We start from the raw sequence: 15247 nt of genomic DNA on the forward strand, positions 1-15247 counted from the left end.
ACAACCGCAACCCCACCAGGGCCACGCCAGAGACCTCCTCAAGACCAATGACGGGCAAGAACCAACTCGTCGTCACCTTCGGTGACGGCTAACACGCTTGCGCCATAGAGAAACCGCAGCTCGTGTGACGCCTGCGAGCCTGGCGACGTCTGCCTGCGAAACCGTAGTGGCTGAATCACTCACGCCGGTGAGGTTAAGCGGGCGGTTCGGCAGTGTCGAGTGTGCACTCTGAGATGCACCCATGCGCGGGTGTTAACACATGACGCCCACCACGGGGACGCCGGGTTCCTCCTCGGGTGGCTCACCTTCGCGACCGCATACCGCGGAGAGCAGTTCGGCCAGTGGCGCGCCCGACGGACACGCCGACGCGCTTCTGACCTGGCCGGTGGTCGAGTTGGACTGATGCCGCGTCGGAATCTTCGGTGCGGGTGATGTGGTAGGTGTCGCGGAGATGACCGGACAGGTCGTCCCAGACGACGATGGCCTCCTCGACCAGGTCGAGCGCGGCAGGGGTCGCGGGGTGGGCGCAGAGGATCTTGACTTCGGCGGCCCGGCGGTGCCCGGCGGTTTCCACATCGGAGATCTGTCACCTACTGCCGGCGGTCACGGTCGACGCGTTCCGGACCGCGGTGCGGAAGTCGGCGAGGCCGGAAGTATCGGCGGCGTCGAGCATGCCGGCCTCGCCTAGCAGCAAAGTGGTGAAGAGGCGGTCCCGGGCTGCGTGCCCCGCCACCAGGTCCCGTCAGTTGGCGGGCCGACAGCCGTTGCACGGCCCGAAGGTAGCGGGCGTGTTGGGCGCGACGGGAGCGGCACCGGAGAAGGTGGCGCCCGCGTGGAACGCGGTCAACACTGTCGCGACGGCGTGTGCGCACAGGTCGTCTTCGATGATCCCGCAGTCGCAATCTCTGGTGAAGATCCCGTCGACCATGCCCACCCAGGGCTGGAAGGTGGCGTTGTGGTCGCGCACCAAGGCCTGGACACCGCCCCCGGCGGACTCCAACCCACCGACGTTGCCGTCGGCCAGCAGCCGCGCCTTATCGGCCGGACTGGAAGCGGGCGGCGTCGAGCTTGGCCAGGAACGTCGGCCGGCGGCGGTGTTCTGCGCGCAACGCCTCCAGGTACGCGTCGAATCGGGTGCTCTCGCCGCTGGCCGCGTACGCCTCGCGCAGCCGGGACAGCAGCGTGATCGTCTTGTCGTAGCGGCGTTTGTCGTGGGAGTCGAGCAGTTGGGCGTCGATGAGCGCCTGGTAGGGCCCGCGTACCTCGGCCGGGTGAGTCCGCCGCCGCAACTCCACCAGTTCGACGCGCTGCCGGGTGGGCATCTCGTTCCAGCGCGCGAGCCCGGTGTGCCAGGCGTCGTCGTCACGACCGGCGAGGATCAGCACGTCGATCAGGTGGGGCAGGTATCCTGCCTGCTCTGCGGCGCGTTCGCGTACCACCGTCAACGCCGCCTCGGTGTGCGCGGCGTCCCGGTCGGTGTCGACCACCGTGGCCAGCAGTGACCGGAAGTTGTCGATCGTCGGTTGGACGTCGAACGCCGTCCGGCGCTCGGCCACCGCCGCCTCCGGTTCACCGGTCTCGATCAACAGCCCGACGAGCAGGTCCCGTAGCGCCACCGACTGATGACCCGACGGGTGAGCGGCGAGTCCGCGGCGGGCCCGGTCGATCGCCTCGGCGGGGCGCTGCGCCTGCGCCAAGACCGTGACGATCCGCCCGTACTGGGCGGCGCTGACCAGATGCTCCGCCAGAACCTGTACGTAGCGGTCGGTGTCGCCGGAAACCTCGGCGATCTGCTCCCGCAGGTACCGCACCGCCCATTGCCGATGCCAGTCATCGGGCTCGGTCCCGGCGACGGCACGCTCGTCGACCAACCGCGCGACCTCGGCGAGGCCCTTCGGCCCCAGCGCCGGAGCCCACTCGCGCAGCACCACCTCCGGCCAGCCCGGGCCGTCACACACCAGCTTCACCAGCCACGCCGCCAACCCTGCCGGCCGCGGCGGCGCGGCCCGACACGCCCGGGCGTAGACCTCCATCAGGCACGCGAGGTCGTTGCCGAGCACGCCCGAGGAGCTGTCCATGTACATCAGGGCGCTCGTCATCCGGTCGACCGCCCTGCGTAGCACCGGCACCGCGACCGACGCCTCACCCGCCTCGATCAACTCCTCGCAGCGATCAGCGACCTCACGCGCCGTGCGCGAGTAGGCGTCCCGGCCCGAGTACGGATCACGGCGACGATCCCGCCGCAACCGATCCACCAGCACCGTCAACTCGCTGTCGCCCTGCACCCCCATCGGTACATCACACCAGACACGCAGGCCACCCCGGTGGGCCGAGCGTTCCGACACGTCCGCGAGGCCAACCGACCTGCCAGCGATCACCGTCGAGAAGACCTTCCTGGGTTCGAGGCGGGGCTCGGGCCGATGGCTCGAGCCCCGCTCCAGTCCAGTAGGCTGAGCTCAGCTGAGCGGGATGACGCCAACCAGGCCCAATCCAAGTTGGGCACCGGTTCGCGTCAATCAACCGACATGAACCCCATGCCCGATTTTGATGGTGGTTCCGGGCTGGCCCGGTCTCCGTGTTTACCCCCGAAAACCCCGGCCCAAGGGTGCCGGGTCTGCTGCGCCGAGAGAAGCCACCGTGCACATCGACGCTATCGACAGGTGGCTGTGCCTGTCGTCGAATGATTGAGATGCATCTCTCCAGTTCGGGAACCGCTGCGCCCGGCCATCGCGCCGGCGAGGATCGCAACACCGAAATGACTTTGCCGGGACCATCACGGAAGAGCCGCCCACTACGGTGAGTGGCCGTAGTGGGCGGCTGTCAAGGTCCACTGAATTCAATTCAGGGAATAGTGCGGGAGTTCTGTCGAATATATTTATGCCATCAGCAGTCTGTCCCGCACGAATATCTCATTCCCCACGAGTACTTCCAGTTCGCCCGCCAAGCCCGTCGATTCAAGCGCCACGCGCACGCGGAAGCTCCCATCTTCGGCACCGACAGTGAAGTTCGTTACTGACTCCCGCAGCAAGTCCAGGCGCAATGCATTGCCCGAAGAAACTTGAATCCGGAAGGAGCGACCTGGCACGTCATATGAAATGAGGACATTATCCCCGGATGCGGCGGTCAGCCGAAGGGCGCATACTGTAGGTTCGCCTTCAACCGCTTCAGGGGAAACGCCTAGCGTGTCAAGCAGTTCTGCATCCGACGGAACTACAAATTGCCTATACTCCATTACCGACCTCCGCGAGGAATAACCGTCGTCATCCGAAGGCGGTCGCCGGTCACTTGCCAGGTGGTCTCAAGGTGCAAGAAGCCGCCCGGGCCAGCGAACAACGAGTCTCGGATCTGGAATTCGCCATGCTCGTTCTTGAACGTACGCAGGATGTTCGAGTCGGATCCCACCACTTCATCGAAGTGCGATTGCAGGAGCCCGCGACCTTCTGCGTTGTTGTATACGCCAACCCTAGCAAACTGCGCCTGATTTTGCGCCGAGCGGGCAGCGTTGTGCGAGTTGGAGGCAACGTTGCCGAACATGTAGTCGAACTTGCCGGGGTCAACAATAGCGCCACCGCAGTTGTGCACGAGTACCGGTGTTGTGCCGGCGATCACATAGTACGTGTGGACCTCGGCGATCGTAAGGTCGCGCATCGGCGCTTCGCCGAGGAAGTTGTGAACCTTCTCCACGGTGGCTGGGATGCCTGACAGCGTCCTCAGCGCTTCCTTCTCCTGGAGATCCGCTGCATTTATCCACATATTGCGGCTTTTGCTCCAGAATGGATGATGCTGCGTCGTCTTTAGCGGTTCGACCGAGGCGCCGTTGATTCGAATGGAGAGATCCGTAAGTGATTCATCCTTGTTGGTGTGGAGCGCCTCTACAGTCTGAGGGCTCGTGACGCCGGTTTCGGGGTCGTGCGCCATGACTTTGTCGCCTACGGCGATTTCCGAGATCGGACGGCTGGTGCCGTCGGCCATGAGTACGGGTGTGGCAGGGTCGAAGCTGTGCTTGGCGCAGCCGGACTTCGCTGCGGGTGCACCACCCCCACCATTGTTGGAAGGCTTCCCCTTGGTCGTTGGCCCTGGTTCCTTAGCCGGCGGCTTCGGTGGTTTCGGGGTGGGGGCTTGGTTGGCTGCGGACCGCGCATCCGCCTTGATGGCTGCCATCTCGCGGGCGTCGGCTGCATGGTCGATCTTGGGTGCAGGGCCGGTCGGTGCTTTGCCGACGGCCGCCTTTGCTTTGTCTGCGATCCATCCGACGGTGGCTTTGCACCAGCTCTTTATCTTGCACGCGAAGTCAAGGACGGGGACCACGGAGATTGCCGACACCGCGGCATCGACGTAGTTGCCCTCCGTGATGTAGAGAATCGCGTTAGCGCCATCGCAGACCACTCCTCCAGGCAGAAGGAGACCGCAGGAATCAAGGGTCTCGTGCCGGCCCTGGGATTTCGTCTTCTTAGGGAAGCCGCTGTCGCCGCTGCTGGGATAGGGCTCGCCTTCGCCCTGACCATGCGTGCCCTCGACGGCGTTTTGGCATTCGTAACCGCCCAGTCCAGCACCCCAGCACGGGGTGAGGTTCTGGAGGTCATCTGGATCCCCGTACTCGGGGATCATCTCGCCGCTGGGGTCGCTGTACGTGACGGGGTTGTTGGCGGCGTAGGTGTAGGCGGGGAGTTGGCGGGGGTTGCCGGGGTCGTTGATGGGGTCGACGGAGATGAACCGGCCGATGGTCGGGTCGTACTCGCGTGCTCCCAGGTGTGTCAGGCCCGTGGGGTCCTTGAAGCCGCCGAGAAATCCCTGTTGGTTGGGCCAGGTTGGCTGTGGTCCACGGGGTGTGCCGTAGGGGGTTTGTCTGCGTTGGGTGATGGTCTGGTTGGTGTCGGTGGCGACGCTGAGCTGGGCGGTTCCCTGATAGTCGCTGGCGAGCCAGGTGATACCGGTGACGGTGCGCTGGGCGATGGTCTCGCCGTTGAAGGTGTAGTAGCGGGTGGCGTCGACCTGCCCGGTGCTGTTGTTGCGCCGGACCTCCTGGCCGTCGAGGTACAGGGTGCTGCTGGTGGGGTCGGTGGCGATGAGTCGGTTGCCGGAGGCGTCGTAGATGTACGAGTTTGTGCCCGTGCTGTCGGTCAGTGTGGCCAGATGGCCTTCGGCATCCCAGGTCATCGTCTGTTGACCGGAGGGACCGGGGCGGGTGGTCATGTTGCCGGCGTTGTCGTAGGAGTACGTGCCGGTGGTGGTGCCGGTGTTGTCCGTTCGGCTCCAGCCCCGCAGGGCGTGGGGCTGGGCGGCCTGCGGGTTCGGGTAGTTGTAGGTGGTGGTGATGGTTCCGGTCGGGGTGGCCCGCTCGGTCTGGGTCAGCCTGTTCCCGATGCGGCCCTTCGGGTCGGTGGGCGCGCCGAACGACCATTGCTGCCAGTAGGGTGCCGGCCCTCCGAGTTCCTGGTCGTTCTGTGGCGGCGTGGCGCAGTCATGGGATCCGGGTGTCCAGGCCTGGGTGAGTCGGCGTTGGTGGTCGTAGATGAAGCATTGGGTGTCGCGGGTGCCGCTGCCGGGGTTGTCGTCGATCTTCTTGAGGTTGCCGCTGGGGTCGTAGGCGTACTCGATGTTGGCGATCAGACCCGGGGACGTTGAGCGTGAGACCAAGCTGCTCTTGGCCCGGCCGGTGGCTTCGTCGTAGTAGGTGGCGGACTGGAGAAACTTGGCGCCTGCCAGGGCAGTGGCCCGGGTGATGGTGTTGAGTTCGAACAGGCTGGTGTAGCCGGATTGGATGGCGTAGTAGCTGGCGTCGCCGTAGTCGGTGGCCAGCTGATCGGGCATGCCGTAGGTCGTGTCGTACTTGTGGGTGAGGACCTCTTGGCTCAGTCCGCCGGCTGCAGGGAGCGTGAGGTTGTTGAGCGCGCCACTGGCCTTGAACGTGGCCTTGTTGGTGAAGCTGCAGGTCGTGGCACCGATTCCGCAGAAGCCTGCCTGCGAGGCTGGGAGGGTGAGTTTGGTCTGCGTCGGCCGGTAGAGCTTGTCGACGGTGACGGTCTCGTCGCGGTACTCGTCGGTGCCGATGAACCGGGAGGCCGACTTGACGACGCCCTTGACCGGCGAATCGTAGGTGTATCCGATGCGCTTCTGGCCGGTGAGGCTGCCCTCGCGGACGGTTTCGAGCCGGCCAACCTGGTCGTAGGTGCGGTACAGGTCCGGCGTGTCGGGCCGGGAGTCGGTGGTCTTCTCCAGGTCACCGTACGTGTTGTACGCCATGGTAAAGGTGCCCTGGTCGGGGTCGTTGACCGAGACCGGGCGGCCCTGGATGTCGTAGGCGTAGGACCAGGTGTTCCCCGAGGCGTCCTCGACGGTGCTCAGCTGGCCGGTGGGGTGGTAGGTGTAGCTGGTTTCGTCGTAGGTGCCGGTCGCCGTGTGGCTGTGGTACTGCCAGAGCTTTTCGACGCGACCCTGGACGTCGGTCCAGGTGGTGATGGCTGCCTCGCCCTGCGCGGGTTCGGTGGTGGTGTGGTCTCCGTGGTAGGTGATGGAGGTGCGGGACTTCTCAACCTGGAGCCCGTTCTGGCCGGCGAGCAGGAGAGAGTGCAGCGGTCGTCCGGCGACGTCGAAGAGGGTCTGGGTCTGGCTGGGGACGTCGTAGTCGTTGCCGAGGCGAACCTCGGTGAGGTCGACCGGACTGCTGTTCCAGTAAGCCGAGTTCGCCTTGTAGATCCGGCCGGCGGCGTCGTAGAAGGTGTCGGTGAGGATCCTGCCAGCGCCATACGCCGGTTCCTGGGTCTGCCTGCCGCGACCTAGGCCATCGAGCAGGACGTGGGAGACGTCGTATCCGCCGGTGGCGTTGAGGGACTCGGTCGCGATCGTGGATGGTTGAGTCTTACGCAGCTGGTAGCTGTAGCGGGTCGATGGCGCGGAGGGGTTTGCGGCGCGGTCGCGGTCAGGCAGCCAGACGGCGGTGTTGCGACCCATCGCGTCGTAGGTGTATTCGGTGATCCGCAGGTTGGGGTCGGTCGCCTTGATGGGGAGCCCGAGGACCGGGTCGAGGTCGACGATGTCGCTCCACAACAGCGGATTCTTCGTCTCTACCTTGGTGACCGGACCCCCGACGAGCGGGGTGTAGGTGGTGGTGGTCGTCTGCCCCGCGACGTCGGTGGACTCTGTCACGCGACCACGGGCGTCGTAGACGGCCGTGGACTTCTGCTGGTAGGTGCGGGTGCCGCCGCTGAAGCCCGTGATGGCTTCGGTCTTGGTCAGCAGCCCCTTCGTCGGGGTAGTGCCGTAGGCGAGTGAGTCGAAGCTGAACTTCGTGTCGGCGGTGATCTGGCTTGCGGTGGTCGGCGTGGTGGCGCAGGTGCCGATCCAGCCGTGGGTGCGCTTGACCGGGGTCAGGAGCCAGTTCGCGCCCGTGGTGTTGCGGGCGTACTCGGTCTGTACGCAGGCTTCGTCGCCGGTTTTGTCGTCGTCGCCGTTGTCCTGGACGGTCGTCGGCATGCCGTAGTCGCCGTAGGTGGTTGTCGTGCTGGCCCGGCGGACACCGGTGTCGGTGGTGGCCCGGCTGTGGACGGTGGCGACTCGGCTGTAGCGGGCCTCGGCGATCGGGGTGCCCGCGCGGGTCGCGGTGGCGGCCGATCGCCACATGTCGTTGACGGTGGCGGCCAGCACGGTGCTACCGAGCCAGCTGATCTGTTCCCGTGGGGTGCCGGCGTAGTGGTCGTAGTCGTTGACGGCTCCGCCTTCGAGACCTTCGACGGTGCTGGTGCGGGTGCCGCCGCCGGCGAGTTTGTCGCCGTACATGCCCCGGTAGTAGAGCGTTTCGGTCTTGACGCGGTTGGTGCCCTCACCGACGTAGGTGGTGACCTTCGGGTAGCCGCGCCACTGTGACCAGCTCTTGCGGTTGTCCGGGGCGAGGCCGTTGTCCTCGTCGTAGTGCCACAGCGGCTGGTTGCCCGGGTTGCCGTACTCGTAGCTGGTGCGCAGCGGTCGGGCCGCACCGATGGGGTCGATCTGCTGGACCTCACGGACGACGTACTTGTGGAAGTAGTCGGTGATGGGGTCGGTGAAAGCCGGTGGGGTCCACCGGACCGGGTAGCAGAGCAGGGTGTTGCTGTCCAGGGCGCTGGCCGACGGCATTGTTCCGCCCTTGGCGCACTGGCGGTCGCTGTAGGTGACGAAGATCTGCCCGCCGGTCTCAAGCGTGATTAAGTTGACCCGACGCCAGTTCATGGCCAGCGCCCAGTCCGAGCCGGTGGCGTCGACCCGGTTCTGCATCTGGATGCCCTCGAAGGTCACCTCGGGGGCGACGACCGCCTTGGTGTCATCGTTCGGCGTGGTGATCAGAGCGGGGTCGTTCAGGCCGCGGTGGGTGATGCCTTCCAGCCACAGGCCGGCGCGGGTGCCGTCGCCGGGGTCGGGGAACGACTGGCGCAGCGTCCAGGAGTCGGCAGGCTGGTACTTCGACAGGGCGGCCTTCCACACGGAGGTGGTGATCACCGTCGTCCGCTTGGCTGACCAGAAGGTGGGTGAGCCGTTCTGGCAGGGGTTCGTGGAGGCGGTGCACTCCTGGTCCCAGGGGGTGTCCGGCCAGGTGGTGTCGTTCTTGGTCGTGCAGTTTGCCAGGCAACGGTCGGCGTAGGTGAAGGCCACCCGCATCGGCGCGTTCTGGACGTACGGGGATGCTGCGGCGTACTCGGTGTTGTCGCGGTTGTCGGTGCCGTAGTCGATGCGGGTGAGGTAGCCCGCCCGGTCGTATGCGACGGGCGCCGAGGATGCCTTGTTCTTGGCGTAGTAGTTGGTCTCCTTGCTCCACCACAGGGACATGGTGTTGCCGTGGACGTCCTGGATGTAGTCCAGGTTCCAGCGCCACGCCTGCCGCTTGCCGCCGCACTCGGACGCGGCGAAGGTGCTCTGGTGGCACGGCTCGCCGGGGTTGTTGCCGTACACCGGGACGGTCAGCACGGAGTTGGTCGTCGGGCGCGAGGTGCTCCAGCCCGGCAGTTGGTGGCGACCGAACCAGTACTGGGTACCGTTGGCGGTGGTGACCTTCCAGTACTCGTTGTCATTGTCGCCGTTGTTGTAGACCGGGGAGGTCAGCAGCTCGACCTTGGAGCCGTCCTCGCGGCGGGGATGCCACTTGCCGTCGCTGCCCTTGAGCAGTTCGACCGACGACCCACCGAGGGACATGACGGCGTTGTCGGGCCCCCAGCACAGGTCTCCGGTCTTGACGGTGTTGTTCGCGCCGGAGCTGTCCATGTCATCGGCGCATGCCTTGTACTGGCGCTCAATGAATCCCGGCGAGTAGTCGAAGCCCTCACCGATCATCCCGGGTTGGTTGTTCGTCGCCGCCTGCCTGCCGTCGACCGCCTGGGAGGAGTACGACAGGGCGAGGCTCGGGGCGGGGCCGCCCGGGCCGGGCGGGGTCCTCATCGGGTAGGACCAGTTGAAGCCACCGGTGGAGCCGCCGTGGCTCCATGAGGACGACGGCGCGAGGCTCGACGCGGTGAAGCTGCCGGCACCACCGGACGGGCCTGCCGCCAACGCGATCAGCGTCCCGCTCGTCGCGGTGGACGGGACCATCCCGTAGCGCTTCGCATCCGCTCTCGACATGGCGGGTCGGATCGGCCCTGCCGGCACCGAGGCCGACACGGTGCGGTCTCGCACCGCGTTGCGGGACTCAAGCGGCGTCACGAGGCAGTTCTTGGCCTCCGGTGAGGTCAGTGCACACTCGGGCACGCGCACGAGGCGTACCCGCGATGACCAGTCGGCGCCGAACGCGCTGGCGAAGGTCGAGTAGTCGACCGTCACTTCGACCTGGCCTTCCGACTGCCCGCCGTCGTTGCGGCTCACTCGGATGAGTAGGCCGCCACGCAAGCCAGCCCTCTCCGCAGTGGCCTGTGGCAGCACCTGGACCCGTACCTTGCCCGGAACTGCCGCCGCCGGACGGCGTGCCGAGTCGGAGCCTGGGGGTGCGATTGCCACCGGGAGCGATCCGGCACGGACCGGCTTCGAGGTGGCCGTCCGCGCTTCCGTCGCAGGTAGGGTCACTTCGGCGGTTCCCGCCACCGGCCACACCGGTGAGGGGCGTTGGATCTTGTTGGCTGCGGCCTCAGCGTCCGGCGCCGGCTTCGCGGTCTTGACCGGGTGAAGGGGCACCGACTCGTAGCGCTGCGGTTTGAGCAGCTCGGCGGTGGCCTCTGGTCGCGCCTGCGCCGGGATCTGCCCGCCGACAGTCGCCAACGCCATGGCGAGCACGATCACTGCGGCGGTCAGTGGGCGCCGGGGCAGCAGTGGGGGAATGTGTGGTCGGTGCCGGGCCGGGTGTACCGGCCGGCGGGGTCTGACGGTGGCCATGGTGTCCTTTCGCCTGAAGGGCTGCGCGCCGTGCTGGCATCCACGGCGGTGGGTGGGAGCCGGGAGCCGGGGCGCGCCTCGTCTGCTCCTGCTGGCCAGAGCCGCATGGCAGTCGTTGTTCGCTCGGCTCTGCCGGGGATGGGGTCAGTGCCGCTGGCCTTCCACCATTGAGCTGGGGCCAGCCGGGCAGGACGTGTACGACCCTGCCGCCGGCCGTAGCAGTGCAGAGGGCAGCGATACGGCCGGGCGGCAGGTGTCCACGTGTCAGGCCAGGCGGCTCAGCCCTCGTTCATGTCGGTGAGGATGTCGCCCTCGGACAGCAGCCCCTGCCAGGCACGGACCCGGTCGACGGTGCCGCCGTTCACGAAGTAGGAGCTCTTCGCCTTGCCGACGTGGAACACCGAGGAGCTGTTCCAGGTGACGGTGTTGGCGCGGGTACCCTGCAGGACGCCGTTGACGTACAACCTGAGCTCTCGGGCAGTAGCGTCGTACCGGGCTACGACGTGCGTCCACGTGTCCAGCTGGGCAGGGTTGACGGAGAGGACGTACTGCCAAGTCGCGGTGCCGGTGTCCACTGACGGGATCGTGATGCACCACTTGTCGGTGGGGTCGTCGTACATCAGGTAGAAGGCGGCGCGTGTGGCACCGTCCTGCGCCAGGACCGCCTGGTGGTCGGCCGTGGTGACCTTGACCCACGCGGCGACGGTGAACGACTGGTCGGTGCGCAATACGGATGCTGCGGTGTCTGCGGAGCCGGGGCTGCCGTTGACCAGCAGGCCGGTCGAGCCGTTGTATCCGCCTTCCATCGCCCAGTCAGTGGCGGGGGCGTCGGCCAGGGTCAGCGGGCGCTGGTATCCCGATGCGTCGCCCTCCTGGCGGGGTGCTTCGGTGTCGACGTCCTCCATGTCCCAGGCTCCGACCTTGACAGCCGCGACCAGCGGCGCCAGGTCGAGCTCCGGGTCGATGACGCGGTCCCATACTGACACCTCACTGATCGCGCCGTTCCAGTGCGCCACATCGGTGCTGTTCCAGCGTTCACGGCCGAGGGTGATCGTGCCGCCGGCGTTGAAGGTCCGGGGAACCGTGCCGGTGCTGACCTTCGTGCCGTTGACGTAGAGCAGCAGCTTTCCGCCGGCTGCGTCATACACGCCGGCCACGTGGGTCCACACGCCCGTGACCGCTATCGGCCCGAAGATGTTGGTGAAGGCGGTGGCTCCGAGGTTCTCCTCCATGACCCCGAACGTCCAGCGGTTGTCGCCCCACTTGCGGAGCATGAACGAGTCGGTGGCGCTCGCGGGAGACCCGGCGATCTCCATCAGCCCATCGGCGTCGGGTCGCACCCAGGCGGCGACCGAGTAGCTTCGGGACGTGTCCAGGCCGACGTTGGCGCTCGCGTAGTCGTTGACGCCGTCGAACTTGACCGCCCAGTCCTTGCCGCGGGACTTGTGCGTGCCGGTGATCCGCGAGTCGGTCCAGGTGGGCCCGTTGGTCAGGGTTGCGGAGGCCCCGCCGACCTCTGCGGGTGGGGCCAGCGAGGTCCCTGTTCCCTCGTCCATCGCCCACTGCGCCTTCGGTAGGGAAGCGATGTTGACGAGGAAGTTGTAATCCAGTGCGCCACTGGGGTTCCCGGCCTGGTCGCGACTCACGACGGTCAGCACGTTGTTGCCAATGAGCTCCGGGGTGATCCACACAGTTGCCGAGCCGCCGAGGGTGGGTGCCTTGACGATGGACTCGGCGCCACCGTTGAGGCGGTACACGTAGTCGTAGACGCCCGTGGCCCCGTTGGGCGAGAACGTGAAACGCCCGGAGTATCCGATCCCGCCCTGGGCGTCCACGTTCGTGCCCAAGGGCGGGGACGCCGGGTACAGGCCGTCGGCGGTTGCCACGGCCGGGACGGCCTCGGGTGACGACGTGTCGATGTCGAGCTCACACCACGGTGACGCGTTCGAGCTACCGCCGAGGGTGTCTTTGGTCTGTACCTGCCACCGGTAGCGGTCCCCGTTCGCGGTGCTCACGGTGAACTGCACCTCGGCCGTGGCCCCGGGCGCGACGCCGGAGTCGGTCTTTGGCCACCCCGTCGCCGCCGCCCACGTGCTGGTCGTCGCGTTCCACTTCTGCACGGTGAAAACGCCCGAGAGGCTACCGCCCTTGCTGCCGTCGGGGTCCGTAAGCGTCGCCTTCAACCAGGGCGCGGAGGAGTTGATCACGGGACGTGAGGTGCCTGTGACGCAGGCCTTCGCGGGCGCGGTGTACCCGGTGTGAGTGGTCATCTGTCCGGCGGTCGGTGTGGTGGGGCTGGTGTTGTACTCCACCGTCAGCTTCGTCATCGCCGGGTCGAACTTCTTCCACCAGTTGCCGGTGGTCTCGGAAGTGCCGTCGGACTGGCGGGTCGACAACGCCAGGGTGTAGTTGTCCTGGCCGATTGCCGCGGCTACGTCGTTCTTCAGGTTGGTGCTGGTGAACTCCATGGGCAGGTCCGGCTGCGGGTCATTGGGGCAGCTCGGCGCGGCCGGGGGCTTGTGGGCGTGTCCCGACCGCTCATCCAGCCACAACGCCAGGTTCGGCCCGTCCCACGTCTGCTTGCCCGAGGTGGCGAGATCAGCCGACCGCCACAGGTTGACCGGGGTGTTGGCGCAATCCCACGAATGAGTCATCTCGGTCAGGAACTTCACCGACCGGATCGCCTTGCCGGACAGGCTCGTCAGGTTGAACCGGAAGAAGGACCGGAAGGTCCCCGCGCCGGTCGGCTCCTTGCCCACCCGGGCGACGCCGTCGTCCCGCGTCAAGTTCTCCGAGCCCGTGTAACCCCACTTCGCCTTGTTGATGGTCGTCCACGGATCGATGACGACCGGGTACACGGTGTCTGGCCCCCGAAGCAGGTCCAGGTCCGGCCGGATCACCAGATCCGTACCCTCGATTCCGGTCGGCAACTCGGCCTGTTCAGCTAGATCCGGGGCAGCGCGAACGACGTCGCGCTGCTGTTGAGCCGCAGCGGCCTTTGCCGCCTGCGTCGTCGCCCCACCGCTCGTGGACGAGTCCCACATCAGAGCGTTTCCGCTCGACAGGACTGCTACGCCAGCTCCGTCGACCACCTCGAACCCGCCGCCGCTGCGGTCGCGCGGGGTCAACCCGGGCGTGGTCAACGGCATGCGAAGTTCCTGGAGCGCAGGATTGGCCGCTGCCTCAGCCGACTTCACCACCACGGCCCACGTGAACCCGTCTGCCAGTGCGCGCACCCGAAGGTCAACCTCTGGCCACACCGACTCGTACACGGCCGTGTCGCCCTCCAACCGAGGAGCGGGCAACGGGCCAGGCCAGCCGAGGCTTACCTCGCTGCTGTCGCCGATCGGCAGCCGCACGGCCGGAGTGGCACCACCAGTCGAGAAGGCAACTCTGGCCAGCGTCGCCACGGGGACGACTCCCCGGTCTGCCGTCATCCGCAGGGTCGTGTCGATCTGCCGCCACGCACCGTCGGTCCCGCGGGTCCAGCGAGGAGTCGCGTAGGACTCCAGCAACAGCGAACCTTCCGGAGTCGCCAAGACCCGCGACAACTCCGACCTCAAGTCCGTCACCTCTACGGGCGAGCCCGAACGCTCCGCCGCCGCCAACGCCACCGCCTCGGCTGACGTGGCCGCCGAAGTGGTCTCGGCTGCCACCGCCGGTGCCGGCGTCGCCGAGACCTGAACACTCACCGCCGCACTGCCAGCGACAACAGCGGCTGTCAGCCCCCATGCCGTTCTGCGGACACGCGTCATCGACCAACGACGTCGCACGTCGCCTCCCCCAAGATTGAATTCGACTGAAGCTAAGGCTCGGCACTCTTCGCGTCAATACCCCTACAAGGCGTAACGGTGTGTAACGCGAGCCACGTTCATATGCGGCATGTGGTCTGGATTCTTCTGCCCGTGAGTGATCGTCTGGCCTGGCAACTCTCAGCCGCAGAGGGGGTCCCGGTGCTGCGAAGGATGAGAGCGACTCGGGGCCGCCCGACCAAGATCGGCGGGGCCCTGGCTGTCTCGACCGGCCAGGGCATCACGCGGCCAAGTCCCGTTCGCCGGGCGTAGTCTTCCAGCGGATCGATCCGGGTGCCGCACCACGTGAGGCGGGAGCTTGCGATACTCTGCGCCGACAACTGCTTCGGAAAGCGGCGCACATGATGGGAAGACCGTCGATCGGCGGCGCACGTTACACTGCGATGTTCGGCATCCTCGTCATGGTGGCCTTGCTGGGCGCGGTTGGATGTTCGCCCTCTGCGGACACCGTCGAGTCACGGACCTCCACCCCGCCTTCGCCCAGCCTCAGTCCTGCGGCGATGCGACTCGACAAGCCGGAGAAGCTGCTTGGACGGTGGAACGAATCAGTCGATCGACGACTGATCGGGCTGGCCGAGAAGAACATGGGCGCCTTCAAGGGTTTCGTCCAGGGAGAGCCGACAAGCGCGGTAGGCACCGCCTACGTCGTGGCGAAGGAGCGCCGATCTCCCGAACGCGGGCTCTATCGCGATGACGATCGGTTCATCCTCCTCAGTGGGGTGTCCGGAACCGTCACCGCGCCGGACGCGGTGTTGGACGCGGTGTTCGCCGGACTGACGGCTGTCGACGAGGTGAAGCCGGTCCCGTCCGGTCCACTCGGCGGGAAGGCCCGGTGCGGTACGGGTCAGAGCAAGGATCTCCGCGTCGATGTCTGCGTCTGGGCTTCCGCGCAGACCCTCGGCATGATCCACTTCGGCGGTCTCACCCAAGCCGACGACCCAGGCGAGATGTTCAGGCAAATCCGTTCCCAGACTGAGCACCCAGCAAGATAGAACGGGCCGGAGGCTTCCGGAGCAATGCTCGAAACCTGTGGATGAGCGTCGGGAGGCGTACCCTCCCGACGAGTTCCAAGCCAGGAATCGAGTAGAGCCCGCGCGCCAACGCGG

Annotated in this window: 7 protein-coding genes and 1 pseudogene; 3 read left to right on the plus strand and 5 right to left on the minus strand. The window is 66.7% G+C overall.

Annotated features, from left to right (window positions below; all coding sequences use genetic code 11):
• Positions 1–451: 451 nt before the first annotated feature.
• The gene (locus ACFT41_RS30790; protein ID WP_377589434.1) at positions 452–688 is read left to right on the plus strand and encodes a hypothetical protein; all 237 of its coding nucleotides are present in this window, start codon (positions 452–454) and stop codon (positions 686–688) included.
• Between the two features lie 54 nt (positions 689–742).
• Here the strand turns inward: ACFT41_RS30790 and ACFT41_RS30795 are convergent, their stop codons facing one another.
• From ACFT41_RS30795 to ACFT41_RS30805, 3 genes are all read right to left on the minus strand, one after another.
• Positions 743–1000 carry a hypothetical protein gene (locus ACFT41_RS30795; protein WP_377589435.1) on the minus strand — a complete coding sequence of 86 codons (258 nt, stop codon included), beginning with the start codon at positions 998–1000 and terminating at the stop codon, positions 743–745.
• A gap of 34 nt (positions 1001–1034) precedes the next feature.
• Entirely contained in the window at positions 1035–2291 is a 1257-nt protein-coding gene (locus ACFT41_RS30800) for a DUF6880 family protein (RefSeq protein ID WP_377589436.1), read from the minus strand.
• A gap of 584 nt (positions 2292–2875) precedes the next feature.
• Positions 2876–3232: a hypothetical protein gene (locus ACFT41_RS30805; protein ID WP_377589437.1), complete on the minus strand. Its 357-nt coding sequence runs from the start codon at positions 3230–3232 to the stop codon at positions 2876–2878.
• Between the two features lie 125 nt (positions 3233–3357).
• Between ACFT41_RS30805 and ACFT41_RS30810 the strand changes: the two genes are divergently transcribed.
• Positions 3358–3702, plus strand: coding sequence for a hypothetical protein (locus tag ACFT41_RS30810; RefSeq protein WP_377589441.1), 345 nt, complete (start codon positions 3358–3360; stop codon positions 3700–3702).
• Here the strand turns inward: ACFT41_RS30810 and ACFT41_RS30815 are convergent.
• Positions 3586–10329: pseudogene (locus ACFT41_RS30815) on the minus strand (RHS repeat-associated core domain-containing protein); the annotation flags it as partial. The gene ACFT41_RS30810 and the pseudogene ACFT41_RS30815 overlap by 117 nt on opposite strands.
• A 278-nt stretch (positions 10330–10607) precedes the next feature.
• Positions 10608–13739 carry a LamG domain-containing protein gene (locus tag ACFT41_RS30820; protein WP_377589438.1) on the minus strand — a complete coding sequence of 1044 codons (3132 nt, stop codon included), beginning with the start codon at positions 13737–13739 and terminating at the stop codon, positions 10608–10610.
• A gap of 785 nt (positions 13740–14524) precedes the next feature.
• Here ACFT41_RS30820 and ACFT41_RS30825 point away from each other — a divergent pair.
• Complete coding sequence (locus ACFT41_RS30825; protein ID WP_377589439.1) at positions 14525–15133, plus strand: hypothetical protein; 609 nt, start codon at positions 14525–14527, stop codon at positions 15131–15133.
• The last annotated feature ends 114 nt before the right edge of the window (positions 15134–15247 follow it).

The sequence above is a fragment of the Micromonospora sp. NPDC057141 genome, assembly GCF_042670805.1.
Classification (GTDB): domain Bacteria; phylum Actinomycetota; class Actinomycetes; order Mycobacteriales; family Micromonosporaceae; genus Micromonospora.

Coding starts and splice junctions, on each gene's coding strand:
- ACFT41_RS30790 (WP_377589434.1), top strand. CDS start 452: ATGACCGGACAGGTCGTCCCAGACGACGATGGCCTCCTCGACCAGGTC.
- ACFT41_RS30800 (WP_377589436.1), bottom strand. CDS start 2,291: ATGGGGGTGCAGGGCGACAGCGAGTTGACGGTGCTGGTGGATCGGTTG.
- ACFT41_RS30805 (WP_377589437.1), bottom strand. CDS start 3,232: ATGGAGTATAGGCAATTTGTAGTTCCGTCGGATGCAGAACTGCTTGAC.
- ACFT41_RS30810 (WP_377589441.1), top strand. CDS start 3,358: ATGCTCGTTCTTGAACGTACGCAGGATGTTCGAGTCGGATCCCACCAC.
- ACFT41_RS30825 (WP_377589439.1), top strand. CDS start 14,525: ATGTTCGGCATCCTCGTCATGGTGGCCTTGCTGGGCGCGGTTGGATGT.